This window comes from Halocatena pleomorpha (assembly GCF_003862495.1).
GTDB lineage: Archaea > Halobacteriota > Halobacteria > Halobacteriales > Haloarculaceae > Halocatena > Halocatena pleomorpha.
Window position 1 is genome coordinate 233,001 of sequence record NZ_RRCH01000028.1, and the last position, 15,979, is coordinate 248,979.

Here is a 15,979-nt window from a genome sequence, read left to right on the forward strand (position 1 = left end):
ACACGGTCAACCGGTTCAGAATACGCAAGGAACTAACAAAGATCATCACGAGAAACGTCACTACTGACAAAGCAGTTTCTGAGTCCCTCGGAGGAGGCACTGTCGTGAGGTAAAACGAATCCCTCGATATCATGATCTCGAACGATTCAGCGGTTAGCTGGGTAGTTAATAGAGCTCTCGAAAAATATTTCACTGTGAGCACAATACACTACACGAATGGCACTACCTATCGACCCAACTCAGTTAGAGCCGGACGATATCGGCGCAAAGCAAACTACTCTAGAGATGAGCCACGAGGACGCTATCGAACATGTTCGGGAGGTGTTTACCGATGTTGGGTTTGGCGTCCCGACCGAATTCTCACCCTCTGAACTGCTCAATAAGAAGGTCAACGCCGACCGCGATCCCTACTATGTGTTGGGTGCGTGCAATCCGTCCGTAGCCGACCGGGCGCTCGATGCCTCGGAGAATCAATTGGGTGGGCTGTTCCCGTGTAACGTCGTTGTCTGGGAGGAAGCCCCTGGTGTGCAAACAGTCTATCACGTGAGTATCATGCGCATCGCACGACTCGTCGGACTAGCCCCAGACGACGACGCGATGGCTGATATCATTGGCGACACCGGCGAACTCGTTGACAAAGCGTTTGAGGAACTCTAACGATGGGTCATCACACCTTCGACGCCGACAGCGCCGACAAGTTAGAACAAGCCGAGCGACGCTACCGATACCTCTCGGCTGAGGAACTGCTGTGGGCACTTTCGCTCTCGTCCAACCAGACCGTTGTTGACCTCGGCAGCGGTACAGGATTTTATACAGACGATGTCGCCCCCCACGCCGCCAAGGTGTACGCCGTTGACGTGCAGGCGGCGATGCATGACTACTACGAAGAAAAGGGCGTTCCAGAGAACGTCGAACTCGTGACGACTGGTATTGATGATCTCCCGTTCGAGGATGCTACCGCTGACAGCGCATTCTCGACGATGACTTACCATGAATTCGTGAGTGACAACGCACTCACGGAAATCCACCGGGTGCTCGGGCCCGGGGGACGGCTTGTCATCATTGACTGGGCTGCCACTGGCTCTGGCGAGAACGGTCCACCTCTTGACGAACGGTACACCGCCGACGCAGCTGCGGACTCTCTCCGCGACCATGGATTTGTCATTGAACACACGGCTACTCGACAGGAGACGTTCCTGTTGGTCGCTGCAGTTGAGTAAGCGTAAGTCGCCTCAGGATCCTTCACCTTGGTGACGGTTGCTACCGACAACACGACGTGACACACGCTGGGGCTGATCTACGCACATGATTGACAGTCGTAGCGCTGTCTATAGTAGAGCAGTCCCGCAAAGAGTACGACCGAAACCGCTCCCAAGACGGGCCGGTACGGATCAAAATACGTCATCAGCACGGAATTGCTGAACAGTGCCAGCAGGAAAACATTACAAATAGGGCAACCGAAGGCGAGAAAGCCAGCGATGACACTACTGAACGCGAGACGGTCGTCGTTAGAACGGTTAGTCGTGGGCTGTTGAGCGACGTAAGCACCGGCAAACAGTGATGTAACGACGAGGAAGATGTAATCGAACAGGGTCCGTGGAACCATTCGTACGTACAATGGATTCGGGAGAAGCCCTGTAACAATCCCGAATAGGAGGAACGACCCAATGCTGACCGTCGCTCCCTTCACAACAGTCTTTCGTGATAGCGACATTGATTCGAATGAGATGTGTGGGGTACTTAACTACAGGGAGGGATTTGCTGGCTCTGAGAATGAGCCTAGGTGTTTAGTAGCCAGTCTCGGGAATCTAAGCGTGAGTAAGAATACTGATGACGCTGCGATTTCCCCTTCCTGCGACGATCTGTACACACAATTTCTCCGTACGGAAACGAAAGTCGAACTAATATAGAAAAATGAGTGACTCAAAGATAATCACGAGACGACGCGCAGTCCTTAGCGGACTGGCTACGCTTACCGTTGGCGGTGGTGTCTACGGTGTTTCTACCCTCTCGTCGGATAACGGTGCTTCTACTCCCTCATCGGATGACTCATCATCCGTCTCGGGTGAACTGTACGCAGCGAGCGGCGCGGGAGCGTTCGGCATCCAACTGGGCGGCCATCCGATTATGGGAACGGGTGACGCTCCACTTGATATGTACTACTGGAGCGAGTATCAGTGCCCATACTGTGCGCAATTCGAATCAGAGACACTCCCACAGATTATCCAGAATTACGTCACATCTGGTGTGGTACGGCTGATCTTCATCGAATACCCGTATCTCGGTTCTGATTCGATGACGGCTGCAGTGATGGACCAGTGTGTCTGGCGGCAGGTGAAAGAATCGGACCCGAGTGCCTACTGGCGGTGGCACTCGGCGGTGTTCGAAGCTCAAGGGGAGACAAATTCCGGGTGGGCTTCAAAAGCAAATCTCCTTGACATCAGTCGAGCGGTCGGTGGCGTATCGGCCGACACAGTGGACCAGTGCATGAGCGCCAACCGCCAAGCCATCGAGACAGAAATCGAGAGTGATAGCCAGCAGGTACGATCACTTGGTATCAATGGCACACCCGCGTTTGTCCTCTACAATCGCCAATCCGAGAAGACGGGGAAACTCATCGGCGCGCAACCCTACGATCGATTCGAAGCCGCTATCCAACAGGTGAAAAAGACATGAGTGCTAAATATAGTTAAATAGTTACAACGCTTTTTGAATGTAATAATGTATGTTTATTTATTTGGTTAGTGTGTCCAATAGAGGCTCTTATTTTTGTCGGAGAAATCGCCGCTTCTTTGCCGATGTCTGGTTTACAGCCCCCATGGAACGTGGAGAGAACGCAACTACTGCGACTATTTTCCAACTCCTCGCGGATGACTACTCACGGCGTATTCTTCTTGCGGCCGATCAGGAGCCACGGACAGCAACGGACCTCAGTGAATCACCGACTTTGGTATAGCAACCCGACTACAATCCTCGTGTATGGACCGCCGTCACTATCTACAATCGGTTGCCACATCCAGTGTCGTCGCCACTGCTGGGTGTCTCGACGCGCTGCCGAGTTCTGGAGGCGGTCGTACGGTACTTGCCCCTCCAGAGCAGGATCTGAGTAGCGCAGCCCACCCAAGCCACGGCGATGACCTTCCAGCACTCAGTCTCCCAGATCCGCTACTCGACAAGCAAATTTCGACAGAGCGGTTTGAGGGAAACCGACAGTTATGATGACGTTCTTCTATACGAACTGCCCCGACGGGATGTGTCCAGCACTAATACTACGATTACGGCGTGCTCAGGAGATTGCCAAGACGAACGGGTATAGTGAGGCGGTCGCCTTTCTTCCCGTGACGTTTGATCCCGAACGAGACACAGCCGGCGCGCTCCGTACGTATGCCGGAGAACAAGGTGTTGATCTCGATACCGGGAATTGGCACTTTTTACGGCCAACCGAGTACAAAGCCGGAAAGGAGCTACTCAACGACAAATTCGGGTTCGATATCGAAAAGACCGATGTCGACAAGTACGAGGACCTTGACTACGCGTTCCCTCACTATACACTGATCCTGCTCGTTAACGACCAGGGTGTGATCGAACGGGCGTATCCAGACGGAGCGACTGTTGATGTTACACGTGTCGTTGAGGACTTCGAGCAGGTGGTGACCGCATAGATGCGCAGACGGGAGCTTCTTGCTGGACTGGGGAGTATCGGTGTTCTTGGTGGTGCCGGTCTCGTCGCGATCGAGGGGGTTCCTTCAGTAGAGAATCGATCCGAACATCAGGCTAACGGGGAGGCAGCTGATAGAACAGAAACTGATCCCATCACGATTGAGACTATCACTGCACCCGGTAGCCGAGACGGACAGGTGACAATCCCTGCGTCAGATCGGTCGACCTTTATCGATTTCTTCGGAACATGGTGTCCACCGTGTGTCGAGCAGATGCCTGCACTAGCGGAAGCGAACAAGCGTGTCGGTAACTCAGTGCTATTTATCTCTGTGACGACAGAGGCCGTTGGACGTTCTGTAGCGAAACGAGAACTCGTCAACTGGTGGAAAACACACGACGGAAACTGGTTACTTGGGGTTGATCAGCGAGCTGCATTGGCAGCCCGGTACCTTGAGGGGGGCTATCCATCTGCTGTGGCGATCGATGCGTCTGGGAAGGTACAGTGGTCAAAAGCTGGGGTCAAGACAGCTGATCAACTCGTCGCTGGCATTCGACAAGCTCTATAAATATATGAGTGAGGCTGCATTACTCACAAATCTCTCGTTCGCGCTCACTGCTGGCGTAGCAACGTTCTTTTCTCCATGCGCATATCCCCTGCTCTCCGGATATGTTGGGTTTTATATAAAACGAGCGGACTCGGATGAGATTTCACTTGCCAGCACGAGTGTTCGAGGTATCGCAGCAGGTACCGGCGTTCTTGTTACGTTCGGTATTCTCACAGGTACGACGGTTTGGATCGGACGGTCTGTTCTTTCGAATATCATGTTTTTCGAATCACTTGTTGGTGTGTTGCTAATAATATTTGGGGGTTTCGCCGTGACGGGGTACGCACCATCGATCTCAGCGTCACTCCCAAAGCGACGATCAAGCGTACTCGGCTTCGGAGTCTTCGGGGCGGGCTATGCGTTGGCCGGTGCAGGCTGTGTAGCTCCGATATTTTTGGCAGTGATTGCGCGTTCGATGGCGTTACCGACTGGAACGGCTTCCTTCGTCGTACTCACATACGCAACTGTTGTGTCCGTGCTTATGGTTTCGGTTACAGTTGCGACGGGAATGGGGCTGCTGAGGGGTGCCTCTCGTCTTACAACGTATTCGGGTCGGCTGAAACAACTTACTGGTATTGTAATGATAATATCTGTAATTGGACAGATTTATCTGACTCTTGTGGTCTATTGATGCCGCTCGATCTCCTGTAGGGTCCTCGAATCGCAAATATTTGATCCCCGGCAGGATACCGGTTGGTACACCTGATCGGAAGGTAGCTGAGTATCTGTCTCCAGTTGCTGTACTTCGCTGAAAAATATCATTTGTTTTAAATTTCTGTTTTTAACTCTTTTCGTCCGGTGAGAGAGTCAGGATCAAGGCGATAAAATCCGAACTGAATCTCTCCAGGCGGAACGCCGAACATGTCGATGAGTGGTATATGGACCCGTTCGAGACCTGCAAGCGTTTCGGTGGCAATTGATTCTTCCTCGACATCCTCAAGCTGACCACTAGCAATAACACTCCGCCAGCCGTCGTCCGTCTGCTCGTAGGTTACGAACGTGACTGCCTGACCCGTGACGTCTGCTCTGACGTTATCTGTTCCGGGAGCGAGTCGGAAGTAAAAATCATGCTCGACTTGGTCGTAACCGTAGGAGATTGGGATTGATTGAGGAGGACTGTCGATCCCCCGAGAAAAGGAGATAACACCTGTTTCCCGAGTCTCAAGAAACTTGTCGCGCTCTTCGCTGTTCATTTGTGTTGGACTTTCATCGTCCATCACTTCTCATTCGCTCGCATCAGAAAAAAACGTTCGCCAGTAGTTGTTATCTGGATAGCGTTTATCAGTTGGACATATGGTTTATTGTACTATTTGTCTATCAGCGTATAGCGGAGCAGGTCAGTCTGAGACAACGTGATGGCACTTTACTACCACTGCAGTCAAGCAGTAGGGCTCCCATGTTGGATGCCTGTCCATTCATCGATCTGGAAGTGGTATCCTTCTACACCACGCATCGGACTGGCAGAGCTGAATATATCAGGGTGCCAAGCGTTCTGCATAGCGTTCCGAAGAGCGTCCCACTCGTCATCATCCACGCTGTCGACACGACCGCTGATGCTCACACTCTGCCAGTCGTGGAGTGACTCAGCGCGATAGACAAGAAAACGCCCTTTCTCCGCGTGTGTAGCTAACGTTTCTTTTCTGCTTTCTGAACCGAACAGCAGAAATATAAAATACAGTGTGGAGCTTCCATCAAATCCAAACGACATCGGCACAAGATATGGAAGTTCTTCATCTGGAAAAGCAAGTATCCCAACGCCTTCCTCTGTCAGAAATTCCTTGATCTGGTCGTCAGTCATTGAAACAGCACTTGATTCTGCTATTGCCTCTATCGACATGATTCACAATACGTCCACTCCTACTTAAATCATAGATAGTTATTCAATTATGTATAAATTTATATGAATATAATAGTTCTGTGGCGAGCTATCGGTGTGGTCTGTCTCGTTCCTAGGTTGTTTCTGCTCCTCCGACGGTGTTTGTACCAATTTAAGCACGGAGACTCTCGTGTTTCGTACGCAAGTCGATATCTCACTCGCGTTCCCGGTAAATCATCTTTTCAACGCTGAAGAGGTGCGAACCGCACGGTTGAAGCGAATTGTCTCAAGAAACGACGGTAACAACAGCTGGAACCCGGCGCACTACAGACTCGGAGACGTTGCCAAGAAGCATGCGCGAAAGCGGGTCTTTACTGTGTCGACCGAGAATGACGTGATCTATCTCTTGTTCTTGGGTGTATTTCACGATCTGTTGGGCGGAAGATCCGTATCGGATCTCACTACGGATGGTGATATCGGAATCGGCAGCACGCTCTCGCTTTCGTTCGTGTAAGGATTTGATCTTCTCTTCTACTTCTTCATACCACTCTTGCGAGTACCCCGGTATCCCGGCTCTCCCACTCGGAGATTGCAGTCCAGACGCAACAGGATCGATGTCGAATGGATTGATCACCGTTAGAATTGTGATACTGACGGCGGGAAAATTGAGCGCATAGTCGAATGCATGTTTGCTAGCGTTCGACCCATCGATAGGCACGAGAATGTTTTCTTCCTCCAGGGAGCTATCGCTCATACTGTAGGGGTCGGTATCACCGTCTAAAGTTGTTTGCTCAATTTCTCTGTTATATATTATTAAATAGAAACAAAATATGAATAATTGTATCATAATAATATGGTTGCGTAACCAAGAGAAAATTATAGGCTTCGTGGCCCCACGATCCACTAGACTAGTGATGAGTGAAATGAATATCACCACCGCGATCGGGAGATTAGTTACCCCGGTGCAGTGGAGATCGAACGTACGACTGGCAATCGTTGGGCCACCGAGCTGATTATCGCGGTCGTCTGTCGTGTCCCACAATTGGCCGCAACTGATCCATCGCCAAGGCTGTGGGTCTGTTTTTGCGCTTTACTGACGACGAGCTGCGCTCAGAGAGACAGTGATCCCGTTTACGATTGTTCCCGGTCGGTCAACTCGAATAGTGGATCATACCCTGCGGGCAACTGATCTTTGACTTGTTGCATTTCGTTGGCTGGGACGATTTCATTGAGTAGCGCGATAATCGCTTTTGCGTGGTAAACACCATCCGATCGTTCGACGTTCGCACGTTCGCTCACTCGGTCGAAAAATTCGTTAAGGGGGAACCGTTGACCAGACTCCGCCTCTAAGAGATACCGATCTACTTCCATCGGCAACGGTCCGGCAAGATCCTTCGCCTCACCGGCTTGGAGTCGTTCACCGAGGGTCGTCAAGACAGCGCGTGTCGACCGCACTGCCTTTCCCCCCTCACTCAGTTGCAGTCTGTTCTGGACCTGACCCATGAATTGATCGTAATGCATCGGTAACTCCTGTCCTATCTTAATCGAAGGCCACTAATATACATCTAATGTATGGGAGAATATAATTGGGATGAAGAACAACGACGGCTACTGCGGTCCGTGTTGCTCCCTGTGCACGGACCAGAAAATACTCCACGCGAAGTGAACAACCCGAGTAACGGCTCCTAATCATATCGGAGTTAAGAATCTGGTCTGTCTCCAGGTAGTACGAAGCCATAAGAACAGCGGATCGTACGGCTGCGTCCGCCTTCCGGACCGTATCAACATATTGTTATCTCTGACGACCACTATCATATTTATAATATATGTTCATTAATGTTTGTTAGTATGTGATTAATTTTTATTATCTATTCAGTCCCCGATACCTCCAAGCGACACTATGCTTTATAACTATAGATAATGTACAACAAGTTATGGAACCCGTCAGAAGCAGCATCGGTGGTGGAATAGCTGCTACAGTCGTACTGACAGCGTTTTTATTCATCACTGATTTCCTGCTCACAACCAACCCGTTCGTGTTCGCTACATTCACGAGTTTGTGTGCCATCGGAGGTCCTCCCTTCTGTGAGGTAGGAAGTCAACTGGCGGCAGCGATAACGTTCTTCTGGTACATCGTCCTATTCGCTATCGCCTGGCCACTTTTCTTCGGTGGATTTACCTGGGGACTCCCTGGCGAAACCGGACTCACTCACGGCGCTGTCTTTAGTTTCATCCTGTGGGTTGGATACGTTAGTGCTCTTTACGGGTTCGGACTCGGTGGCCAAAACGGTAGTGGCGGGTCTCTCCTGTTACTCATCACGTTGGTCGCGTATTTGCTATACGGTCTCGTTTTGGGTGGTGTCTACGACCTTCTCAGTAGACATAGAACGTTCCTCGGTTCTAAATCCTCCTAACAGAACACAATTTGATGAACGCCGGGCGGTGCCGTCCGTCAGGAGTGTCGAGTATTCTTAGCGAGTGCAACGGTGACGGTGGGCGTCCCCGTCGCTGACCGTACAAGCGGATCAGCCACATCTGCGTGGAGATACGCTGTCCCTTCGCGGACAGCATCACCGACGGCAGCAGTTGTCATGACCGTACTGTCGCCAGTGGCGACGACAACACGGTCGCCGTCTTCGATGCCCCGCACTGTCGCGTCATCCACGTTCAGCCGTATCCGGTTGTCAACTGTGTGCTCGACCTCGAAGCCCCCTGCTCGGCTGCCAACGACGAGAACGAGTTCGTCGTCAGTCGGTAGCGCGACCACCTGAGTGAGAGGCATAAATGGGGCCTTGCCATCATGGGTCGCAAACCCATCCGCGTAAAGGGGACTATCGTTATCTACCGGCCAGCGTTCGTCGGCCGTGTCAGGAAGTTTCTCGTACAACGGATTCACCGCCCGAAGCTCGTCAAAGGCAGCCTCCGGATCGGGGGGTGCGAATCCGCTGCCGACGAGTCGTTTTCCGAGTGCTGCCAGAATCGCATAATCCGTTCTCGCCATGCCGGGTGGCGACGTAGCGACCGACAGCCACTGCACACGCCGATCGAGATTCGTCACTGTTCCTGTTTTCTCCAACCCGATCGCTGCTGGGAGGACAATGTCGGCGTGCTCCATCGTTTCGCTCGGGAACACATCGAGAACAACGAGTGTCTCCAGTGCGTCCAACTGGCTTGTCACCAAATCAGCGTCGCGTTTTTCGATCGCTGGATTCTCACCGACGACGAGCGCCCCGTGAACTGCCGTACCGAACGCGTCAAGCGCCTCATGCTCGTTATGCCCCGGGGTAGACGGTGGCTCGACCCCCCAAACGTCCGCAACTCTGCGCCTTGCAGCGTCGTTCGTAAGCGACTGGTGGCCAGGAAGTGTATCGGGTCGACAGCCCATATCAACGGCACCCTGTTCGTTGTTCAGGCCACGCAGGAGCGTGAACCCCGTGCCCGGCCGTCCGACATTGCCGGTGAGTAACAGCATGTTAAGAAGCGCGTCCGCCGTCGAGGACGCATCACCGCTGTCTTCAATGCCGGTTCCCCCGGCAACGGCAACCCGATCAGCTGTTCCGATGCGATCGGCAAGTTCGAAAAGCGTCTCAGTATCAACGCCAGTTGTCCGTTTCCCGGCGTCGATATCGATATCGCTGAGAGACGCCTTCCATGCTTCGTAGTCCTTCGTGCGGTCGTTGATGAACGACGCGTCGATGTATCCGTGCTCGACAAGCAGTGCACAGATGAGGTGGAAACACAGCGCGTCTGTACCTGGCCTGGGTGTGATATGCTGATCAGCGATGCGTGTCGTCTCATTCCGCCGAGGATCGACATGGATGAGTGTCGTCCCATCGGCAACGGCCGGCCGGATAAACGCGTCGAACGCCACGGGCTGTTGAATGGCCGGGTTCGCACCGACGACAAGGAGGAGATCGGCGCTCGTCAGATCAGCGAGGCGATTCGTCGAGGCTGGCCAGCCAAAGCGATTTTCGAGCGCGGTCGCCGCTGAGGTGTGACAGAGCCGGGCGCGGTTATCAACGTTGTTCGTTCCTAGGGTGCGGGCGAGTTTCTGGAGAAGATAGTTCTCTTCGTTCGTGCAACGAGGCGCGCCGAAGAATGCGAGTGCGTCCGGCCCGTTGGCGTCACACACGGTCTCGAAATCACTACCCACTCGATCGAGCGCCGTCGACCAGTCAGTCGGGACGAGATCACCGTTGTGTCGCACGAGTGGTGTCGTGAGGCGATCGTCAGCGTGGACGGCTTCGAACGCCGTTGCCCCCTTCTGACAGAGGCGGCCGTTCGGGTTCGCTGGGCCTTCACGACCTTTTGCACGACCCCCTTCACTGTGGGCAAGACGACATCCCACCGCACAGAGCGGACACACCGACTCGGTTGCGGTAACGGATCGATCGGGGTGGTCAGTCATCTGTTTCTTACGGGCCTTTTCTGAGTCGACGACCTTGAGCTTTTAGCACATTCATGAGATAGCCGAGACTGGTGCGTACATCGCGTCGAGTGAGCGAGCGAACAGATCCATACAGGCCGATCGGTTCTGGATCATGCTCGGCCTCTCCGACAGCGTTTAGCACACGGTTCAGGCCGGTCACTGTCGATTCGTCGATCTCAAGAGCGGACAGCGTCTTCGACAGCTCCACGAGATCGTCGAGGTGGCCCTCCCGCTGGAGTTCCATCATGGAGTCGATGGCCGCCGTGACTTCGGACCCGTTCTCACCGAGAACGACAGCAAGTTCCTCTGCTTCTTCCTCCGTAAGTGACGTCGACAGCGTCTCCGTGATAGCAACGAACGTATCGACGTGTCCTTGTCGCTGGAGGCGACCGACAGTTTCGAGAAGCTCCGTGAGCTCGCTAGCATTCTCGCTGACACCGTCAGCGAGTGCCACGGTTCCGTCAGTTGAGACGGCGTCCGCTGCCTCGATGAGTGTGACCACTGAATCCGTCACATACTCGACTTCCTCGTCGTCCGCACTTGCGAGCACGAGTACCGCCGTTTCGAGGATATCCTCTAGTTCGTCCGTGTACTCGGCGGCGGCCGCGTAGTCACTGCCGTATTCCTCTAAGACTGCGCGGAGCGCTTCGGTCCCTTCCTGAGGGCGGTCCGAGCGCCGGTTCATCGCGGTCTCTGGGACGGTTGTTGTGGGATCAGCCATCTTAGTCATCCCCCACAGTCGGATCGGCGTCCGCGGAGCGAACGGACCCTGTTTCGTCTTCGACAGAGCTGATGCGGACCGCAGACACCTTGAACTCGGGTGTCTTGGCCTCCGGATCGAGGCGTTCAGAATCTGTTAGCTCGTTCACCGCGTTTTCCGCAAAATGCATCGGCACGAACACGGTATCCGTCCCAACGCGGTCGGTTATCTGTGCCGGTACGGTGATCTCACCGCGTTGTGATTCGATACGAACTGGCTCACCATCCATAATGCCGTCGTCCGCCGCAGTCTCCGGATTGATCTCAACGAAGTTCTGATCGTTATACTCCATGATACCCTCTTCTCTGTGGGTCATCGTTCCTGTATGATACTGATACAGGACGCGACCGGTTGTGAGCGTCAGCGGATAGTCATCACCGGGCGTCTCCATCGGTTCACTGTAGCCGACCGGCGTGAGATGGGCGTTCCCATCCTCGGTGTTGAACGACTCCGTATAGAGGCGCTGCGTGCCAGGATGGTCGAGATCGAAACACGGCCACTGGATACCTCCTTCGCGCTCGACGCGCTCTTGAGAGATGCCGCCGTAGATCGGGGTCAGTTGGCGCATCTCCTCCATGATTGCAGCCGTGTTTTCGTAATCCCATTCGCGTCCCAGTCGATTTGCGAGCTCCTGTAAGATCACCCAGTCCGGCTTCGAGTCGCCACGCTGTTCGATGACTGGGTTTACCTTCTGGACAGTCCGATCCGTGTTCGTGAACGTTCCTTCTTTTTCGAGGAACGAACACGCTGGCAATACGACATCCGCGTATTTTGCGGTCTCATTCAGGAAGAGATCCTGTACGACGAGGAACTCCATATTCTTTAAGACCGTCTCGCCATGGCCCTTCCCAGGCTCGGAAAGTGAGGGATTTTCACCGATGCAGTACATTCCGTGAAGCTCCCCAGCGTCCGCTGCATGGAACATCTCCGTCGTGTAGTAGCCGCGCTCGGCTGAAATATCGCAGTTCCAAGCGTTCTCAAACGTTTCACGGGCGTCGTCATTCGAGATTTTCTGGTAGCCGGGGAGATTGTCTGGGAGGGGTCCCATGTCACCGCCACCACCTTGCACGTTGTTCTGACCTCGGAACGGCGAAACGCCTGCCCCCGGTTTGCCGACGTTCCCCGTAACTGCAGCAAGGTTCGCCAGTGCGGCGACGTTCTCCGTCCCATGAGAGTGCTCTGTGATGCCGAGCGTCCAGCCAAATACACAGCTATCGGCGGTCGCAACAGTTTCAGCAGCAGATTCGATTTCTGCCGCCGGGGCGCCCGTAATCTCCTCGACGAGCTCGGGTGTGAACTCCTGCACTGCCTCTTTTAGCTCCTCGAACCCCGTTGTCCGTTCCTCAATGAACGCCGCGTCGTGGAGGTTATTCTCGATGATATACCGGATAAGGCCATTGATCCAAACAGCGTCATACCCGGGGGTGATCTGAGTGTACTGCGTGGCGTACTCAGCGATTTGGACCTCACGCGGATCGAACACGATGAGGTCGCTACCGTCACGAACGTTCTGTTTGATGCGGGTGCCGATGACGGGGTGTGCCTCGGTCGTATTCGACCCTGTGATGAGATAGCAATCGGTCGTTTCGAGATCCTCAATACTCACCGACGCGGCCCCGTATCCGAACGTCTTTGCGAGCCCTGTAACTGTTGAGGAGTGACAGAGCCGATTACAGTTATCGACTGTGTTCGTCCCGAGCACTTGCCGGGCGAACTTCCCCATGAGATAGTTCTCCTCGTTCGTCGCTTTCGAGGAAGCGATGACGGACAGCGCCTCGCCACCGTGTTTGTCCATAATGTCCTCGAATCCCGCTACGACGCGATTGTAAGCCTCATCCCAGGACGCCGTGCGGAATTCACCGCTCTCATTGCGGACGAGCGGTTTCGTCAGTCGGTCATCGGCGTTCACAAACCCGTAGCTGAACTTTCCCTTCACGCACGTGGAGATACCGTTCACGGGAGTCTCCTCGGGATCAGCGGGCCGTGTGGCGAGAACTTCATCGCCATCGGAATACACGTCGAATCGACAGCCAACAGCGCAGTAACCACATGTTGTCGTGTCGACTGTTAGCTCGTCGAGTCGCTTGTCGCTGATGGACTGCGCAATATCGAACAGTTTGCCCTCCGGCATTGTTCCGGCAGCGACATCCTCAGCAACGTGTTCGATGTTTTTGCAAGCCTGCTCTTTTGCCTGCTGCATGTAGCTGGCAACGCCGTTTGTATCGTTACTCATGGCCAGTCCTCCGATTCGGACTCAGTCGCTGCCTCTGTGCTCGTCTGTCCGTCCTTTTCTGACCAATCGTCTTGTTTCATTGGCGTCATCAGCTCCGTATTTTCGTCTGATGGTTCGATCGATCGTCCGATACTGTTCTTCTGGGTGAATCCGGGAACGGGGAGGGTCGCTGCGTCTACAATTCCCGTTTCAACCAGCGAGCCAGTCGGGCAGACAGTCACGCAATGACCACAGGAGACACAGGTTGAGTCCGCCATTGTCTCGGCGTCGTTCTGGAATCCGATACGCGTGTCTTGGCCGTTACCTTCTAGCCGTAGAACCCCTTCAACCTGAACATCGTTGCAGGCTTCGACGCACCGATTACAGAGAATACACTTGTTGCGGTCGATCTGGATGAACGACGAAGAATCGTCGATCGGCTCGTAGGCTCCGCGGTTATCAAGCACGCCGTAGCGGGGCTCCGCAACATCGTTAGCAATGGCAGCGTCTTGCAGTTCACAGCGGCCATTCTTCCCGCACGTCGTACATCGCAGGTTGTGGTTCGACAGCACGAGATCAAGGTTGACATCGCGGGCTTCAGTCGCCGCCACAGCGTCGGTCCTGACGTTGAGTCCGTCCTCAGCGGGAAAGCTACACGATGGGACGAGACCGTGTTCATCCGTCTTGACCATACAGGTGCGACACTCGCTTCGCGGGCCGATGTTGTCCTCTCGGTCGTATGAGCACAAGGCCGGAACATCTTCGTTAGTATCGACGGCCGTAACGGCATCAAGCAGGGTCGCTCCTGCTTCTAGCGTCACTTCGTGGCCATCAACAGTCAGGGTCGCCGCGTCCGTACTTCCGACCGTAGGATCAGTCGCTGTCCCTGGTTGTATCGCTTCAGTCAGTGGCGGTACGTCGTCGCGCGCGAATTCGGAACTCATTGTGGTACCTCGTGTTGTGGTTCTGTAGTGCACGTTCCTGTCGGACACCGACCGTCAGCGTGGGCGACAAACTCATCTTCGAAGTGATCAAGCCCCGTCGCTACGGGTCGCGTGGCGTCACGGCCGAACGCGCACATGCTCGACGACTGCATAACACGGAGTAATTCCTCAATATCGTCCGGTCGGAATGAGCCGTCGTACACTTCACGCAGTAGCTTCGTCAGTTGCACTGTCCCCTCACGACAGGGAACGCAGCGCCCACAGTTTTCGTCCCGTGCGAACCGTGATTGTTCACCAACGTGGGCGACGAGACACCGATCTTCGTTGAGTATGGAGATGATGCCCTCTGTCCCTAAGTCGGCAGCATCAAGCGCGTTGGGTGTCGGGGCGATATCCAGATCCGGTGTCAAACCACCGAACTGACCACCGACGCACGCACCCTTGAACACACCATCAACGGTGACGGCCGTACGTGCAGTCGCAAGTGACCCGTCCTCGGGAATCTCGATGGTCGCTTCGTGCTGGACATCACCACGAACCGTTACGATGCGCGTGGGGGAAGCACCGGATGCTGCGTGAACGATCTGTGCGAGCGTCCGTGGCGTGTGAATGAGCGTCGGTCGACTGTACACTCCTTCGATATCCGGAGTCGGAGGTCGTAGGCGTGCTTCCAACCGCTGACTCCCCTCAATGGCTTCGAGTGCCATTGTCGGTTCGGCAGCGCGATACTCATCAGGCCCTGTCACGACATGTACCATCGTGTCTGTCGTCGGCAGGTTCTCGACTGTTGCAGTAACGCATTCGAGAGCCTGTTCATCAGCCTCCGAGAGATAAACGATGATGTCGCTTGCGTCGACGGCTTGCGCCGCTGCGAGTGCTCCTTCGAGTGGAAGGAACGGCACTGATTCTAATAAGAGTCTGTCTCCGGGAGAGCCATGAGCGTTGACGACGACCGCCGGATCGCCGTCTGCGTCGATACTACGGTTCCATGAGGTACCGACAGGAGTATTGGTCATAGCGTCACCCCAGCCGCGCCCAGTGACACTGTGTGCTGCACTCATTACAGTGTCAGTATCTGAATCAACCGTCTCGAACCCTCCGGATATTCGGTAATCTTCGGGATGTGTCGGTCGAAGCCAGCCACACCGGCGCAATACGGTTCGCGCACCGGTCTGAAGCGGCCAGAGATCAGGGACCGGAAGGTACGGACGCTCAGGAGGATGTTCAACAATAGCGTCAGCGTCCTCAATACGGAGATTGCCATTGTCAAGGGTGGTAGCTATCTCGGCTGCCTCCTCCGGAGAACACGACGTGTAGAACGCTGTCTGTCCGTTCTTTGTTAGGAGCACGAGCGGTTCGAGAACGGGATAGCCAGTCGTCCCCACTTTCACGACTGGAATCGACGTTGCTGATGCAACTGCTTTCAATACTTCTTGTTCTGGAGTACTCTCCGCTATCCGTAGAACAACCGATTCCGAAAGAATGTGTTCAGCCATTCTCGATACCTCGCATAGTAAAATATACCGTTGTAGGACAGATAATACTTTCCAAAT

At 54.2% G+C, this 15,979-nt stretch carries 17 protein-coding genes and 1 pseudogene; 8 read left to right on the forward strand and 10 right to left on the reverse strand.

The window, feature by feature from the left end; translation table 11 throughout:
- Window positions 1-216: 216 nt before the first annotated feature.
- The gene (locus EIK79_RS13045) at window positions 217-657 is read left to right on the forward strand and encodes a DUF302 domain-containing protein (protein ID WP_124955547.1); all 441 of its coding nucleotides are present in this window, start codon (window positions 217-219) and stop codon (window positions 655-657) included.
- Window positions 658-659: 2 nt separating this feature from the next.
- Entirely contained in the window at window positions 660-1,220 is a 561-nt protein-coding gene (locus EIK79_RS13050) for a class I SAM-dependent methyltransferase (RefSeq protein WP_124955548.1), read from the forward strand.
- A 77-nt stretch (window positions 1,221-1,297) separates the two neighbouring features.
- Here the strand turns inward: EIK79_RS13050 and EIK79_RS13055 are convergent, their stop codons facing one another.
- Entirely contained in the window at window positions 1,298-1,714 is a 417-nt protein-coding gene (locus EIK79_RS13055; protein ID WP_124955549.1) for a hypothetical protein, read from the reverse strand.
- A 200-nt stretch (window positions 1,715-1,914) separates the two neighbouring features.
- On the opposite strand from EIK79_RS13055, the gene EIK79_RS13060 reads away from it, so the two are divergent.
- The 5 genes and pseudogenes from EIK79_RS13060 to EIK79_RS13080 all read left to right on the forward strand — a co-directional run bounded on the left by EIK79_RS13060 (window position 1,915) and on the right by EIK79_RS13080 (window position 4,896).
- Window positions 1,915-2,676 carry a DsbA family protein gene (locus EIK79_RS13060; RefSeq protein WP_124955550.1) on the forward strand — a complete coding sequence of 254 codons (762 nt, stop codon included), beginning with the start codon at window positions 1,915-1,917 and terminating at the stop codon, window positions 2,674-2,676.
- Between the two features lie 142 nt (window positions 2,677-2,818).
- Window positions 2,819-2,956: a hypothetical protein gene (locus EIK79_RS13065; protein WP_185715632.1), complete on the forward strand. Its 138-nt coding sequence runs from the start codon at window positions 2,819-2,821 to the stop codon at window positions 2,954-2,956.
- 23 nt (window positions 2,957-2,979) lie between these two features.
- Window positions 2,980-3,662 (forward strand): annotated as a pseudogene (locus EIK79_RS13070) (SCO family protein).
- Complete coding sequence (locus EIK79_RS13075; RefSeq protein WP_124955551.1) at window positions 3,663-4,226, forward strand: TlpA family protein disulfide reductase; 564 nt, start codon at window positions 3,663-3,665, stop codon at window positions 4,224-4,226. It begins immediately after the preceding pseudogene.
- A gap of 4 nt (window positions 4,227-4,230) precedes the next feature.
- The gene (locus EIK79_RS13080; protein ID WP_124955552.1) at window positions 4,231-4,896 is read left to right on the forward strand and encodes a cytochrome c biogenesis protein CcdA; all 666 of its coding nucleotides are present in this window, start codon (window positions 4,231-4,233) and stop codon (window positions 4,894-4,896) included.
- A 136-nt stretch (window positions 4,897-5,032) separates the two neighbouring features.
- Here EIK79_RS13080 and EIK79_RS13085 read toward each other — a convergent pair whose 3' ends face one another.
- The 4 genes from EIK79_RS13085 to EIK79_RS13100 all read right to left on the reverse strand — a co-directional run bounded on the left by EIK79_RS13085 (window position 5,033) and on the right by EIK79_RS13100 (window position 7,602).
- Window positions 5,033-5,482, reverse strand: a complete 450-nt coding sequence (locus tag EIK79_RS13085) for a pyridoxamine 5'-phosphate oxidase family protein (protein WP_124955553.1) — start codon at window positions 5,480-5,482, stop codon at window positions 5,033-5,035.
- Between the two features lie 161 nt (window positions 5,483-5,643).
- Window positions 5,644-6,102 (reverse strand): pyridoxamine 5'-phosphate oxidase family protein, encoded by a 459-nt coding sequence (locus tag EIK79_RS13090; RefSeq protein WP_124955554.1) that lies wholly within the window; start codon window positions 6,100-6,102, stop codon window positions 5,644-5,646.
- 265 nt (window positions 6,103-6,367) lie between these two features.
- Window positions 6,368-6,835, reverse strand: a complete 468-nt coding sequence (locus EIK79_RS13095) for a universal stress protein (protein WP_124955555.1) — start codon at window positions 6,833-6,835, stop codon at window positions 6,368-6,370.
- 377 nt (window positions 6,836-7,212) lie between these two features.
- Entirely contained in the window at window positions 7,213-7,602 is a 390-nt protein-coding gene (locus tag EIK79_RS13100; RefSeq protein WP_124955556.1) for a DUF2267 domain-containing protein, read from the reverse strand.
- Window positions 7,603-8,015: 413 nt separating this feature from the next.
- On the opposite strand from EIK79_RS13100, the gene EIK79_RS13105 reads away from it, so the two are divergent.
- Window positions 8,016-8,495, forward strand: coding sequence for a DUF6789 family protein (locus tag EIK79_RS13105; protein ID WP_124955557.1), 480 nt, complete (start codon window positions 8,016-8,018; stop codon window positions 8,493-8,495).
- 38 nt (window positions 8,496-8,533) lie between these two features.
- Here EIK79_RS13105 and EIK79_RS13110 read toward each other — a convergent pair whose 3' ends face one another.
- From EIK79_RS13110 to EIK79_RS13130, 5 genes are read right to left on the reverse strand one after another with little or no spacing between them, the layout of a single operon-like run.
- The gene (locus tag EIK79_RS13110; protein ID WP_124955558.1) at window positions 8,534-10,489 is read right to left on the reverse strand and encodes a molybdopterin oxidoreductase family protein; all 1,956 of its coding nucleotides are present in this window, start codon (window positions 10,487-10,489) and stop codon (window positions 8,534-8,536) included.
- A 7-nt stretch (window positions 10,490-10,496) separates the two neighbouring features.
- Window positions 10,497-11,231 (reverse strand): DUF1641 domain-containing protein, encoded by a 735-nt coding sequence (locus tag EIK79_RS13115; protein WP_124955559.1) that lies wholly within the window; start codon window positions 11,229-11,231, stop codon window positions 10,497-10,499.
- A gap of 1 nt (window position 11,232) precedes the next feature.
- Window positions 11,233-13,503, reverse strand: a complete 2,271-nt coding sequence (gene fdhF / locus EIK79_RS13120; protein WP_185715633.1) for a formate dehydrogenase subunit alpha — start codon at window positions 13,501-13,503, stop codon at window positions 11,233-11,235.
- Window positions 13,500-14,426: a 2Fe-2S iron-sulfur cluster-binding protein gene (locus tag EIK79_RS13125; protein ID WP_124955561.1), complete on the reverse strand. Its 927-nt coding sequence runs from the start codon at window positions 14,424-14,426 to the stop codon at window positions 13,500-13,502. The genes fdhF and EIK79_RS13125 overlap by 4 nt, the downstream gene beginning before the upstream one ends.
- Window positions 14,423-15,922 carry an NADH-ubiquinone oxidoreductase-F iron-sulfur binding region domain-containing protein gene (locus EIK79_RS13130; RefSeq protein ID WP_124955562.1) on the reverse strand — a complete coding sequence of 500 codons (1,500 nt, stop codon included), beginning with the start codon at window positions 15,920-15,922 and terminating at the stop codon, window positions 14,423-14,425. The genes EIK79_RS13125 and EIK79_RS13130 overlap by 4 nt, the downstream gene beginning before the upstream one ends.
- Between the last annotated feature and the right edge of the window lie 57 nt (window positions 15,923-15,979).

Coding starts and splice junctions, on each gene's coding strand:
- EIK79_RS13060 (WP_124955550.1), top strand. CDS start 1,915: ATGAGTGACTCAAAGATAATCACGAGACGACGCGCAGTCCTTAGCGGA.
- EIK79_RS13110 (WP_124955558.1), bottom strand. CDS start 10,489: ATGACTGACCACCCCGATCGATCCGTTACCGCAACCGAGTCGGTGTGT.
- EIK79_RS13065 (WP_185715632.1), top strand. CDS start 2,819: ATGGAACGTGGAGAGAACGCAACTACTGCGACTATTTTCCAACTCCTC.
- EIK79_RS13080 (WP_124955552.1), top strand. CDS start 4,231: ATGAGTGAGGCTGCATTACTCACAAATCTCTCGTTCGCGCTCACTGCT.
- EIK79_RS13075 (WP_124955551.1), top strand. CDS start 3,663: ATGCGCAGACGGGAGCTTCTTGCTGGACTGGGGAGTATCGGTGTTCTT.
- EIK79_RS13095 (WP_124955555.1), bottom strand. CDS start 6,835: ATGAGCGATAGCTCCCTGGAGGAAGAAAACATTCTCGTGCCTATCGAT.
- EIK79_RS13100 (WP_124955556.1), bottom strand. CDS start 7,602: ATGCATTACGATCAATTCATGGGTCAGGTCCAGAACAGACTGCAACTG.
- EIK79_RS13130 (WP_124955562.1), bottom strand. CDS start 15,922: ATGGCTGAACACATTCTTTCGGAATCGGTTGTTCTACGGATAGCGGAG.
- EIK79_RS13105 (WP_124955557.1), top strand. CDS start 8,016: ATGGAACCCGTCAGAAGCAGCATCGGTGGTGGAATAGCTGCTACAGTC.
- EIK79_RS13055 (WP_124955549.1), bottom strand. CDS start 1,714: ATGTCGCTATCACGAAAGACTGTTGTGAAGGGAGCGACGGTCAGCATT.
- fdhF (WP_185715633.1), bottom strand. CDS start 13,503: ATGAGTAACGATACAAACGGCGTTGCCAGCTACATGCAGCAGGCAAAA.
- EIK79_RS13090 (WP_124955554.1), bottom strand. CDS start 6,102: ATGTCGATAGAGGCAATAGCAGAATCAAGTGCTGTTTCAATGACTGAC.
- EIK79_RS13125 (WP_124955561.1), bottom strand. CDS start 14,426: ATGAGTTCCGAATTCGCGCGCGACGACGTACCGCCACTGACTGAAGCG.
- EIK79_RS13050 (WP_124955548.1), top strand. CDS start 660: ATGGGTCATCACACCTTCGACGCCGACAGCGCCGACAAGTTAGAACAA.
- EIK79_RS13115 (WP_124955559.1), bottom strand. CDS start 11,231: ATGGCTGATCCCACAACAACCGTCCCAGAGACCGCGATGAACCGGCGC.
- EIK79_RS13045 (WP_124955547.1), top strand. CDS start 217: ATGGCACTACCTATCGACCCAACTCAGTTAGAGCCGGACGATATCGGC.
- EIK79_RS13085 (WP_124955553.1), bottom strand. CDS start 5,482: ATGGACGATGAAAGTCCAACACAAATGAACAGCGAAGAGCGCGACAAG.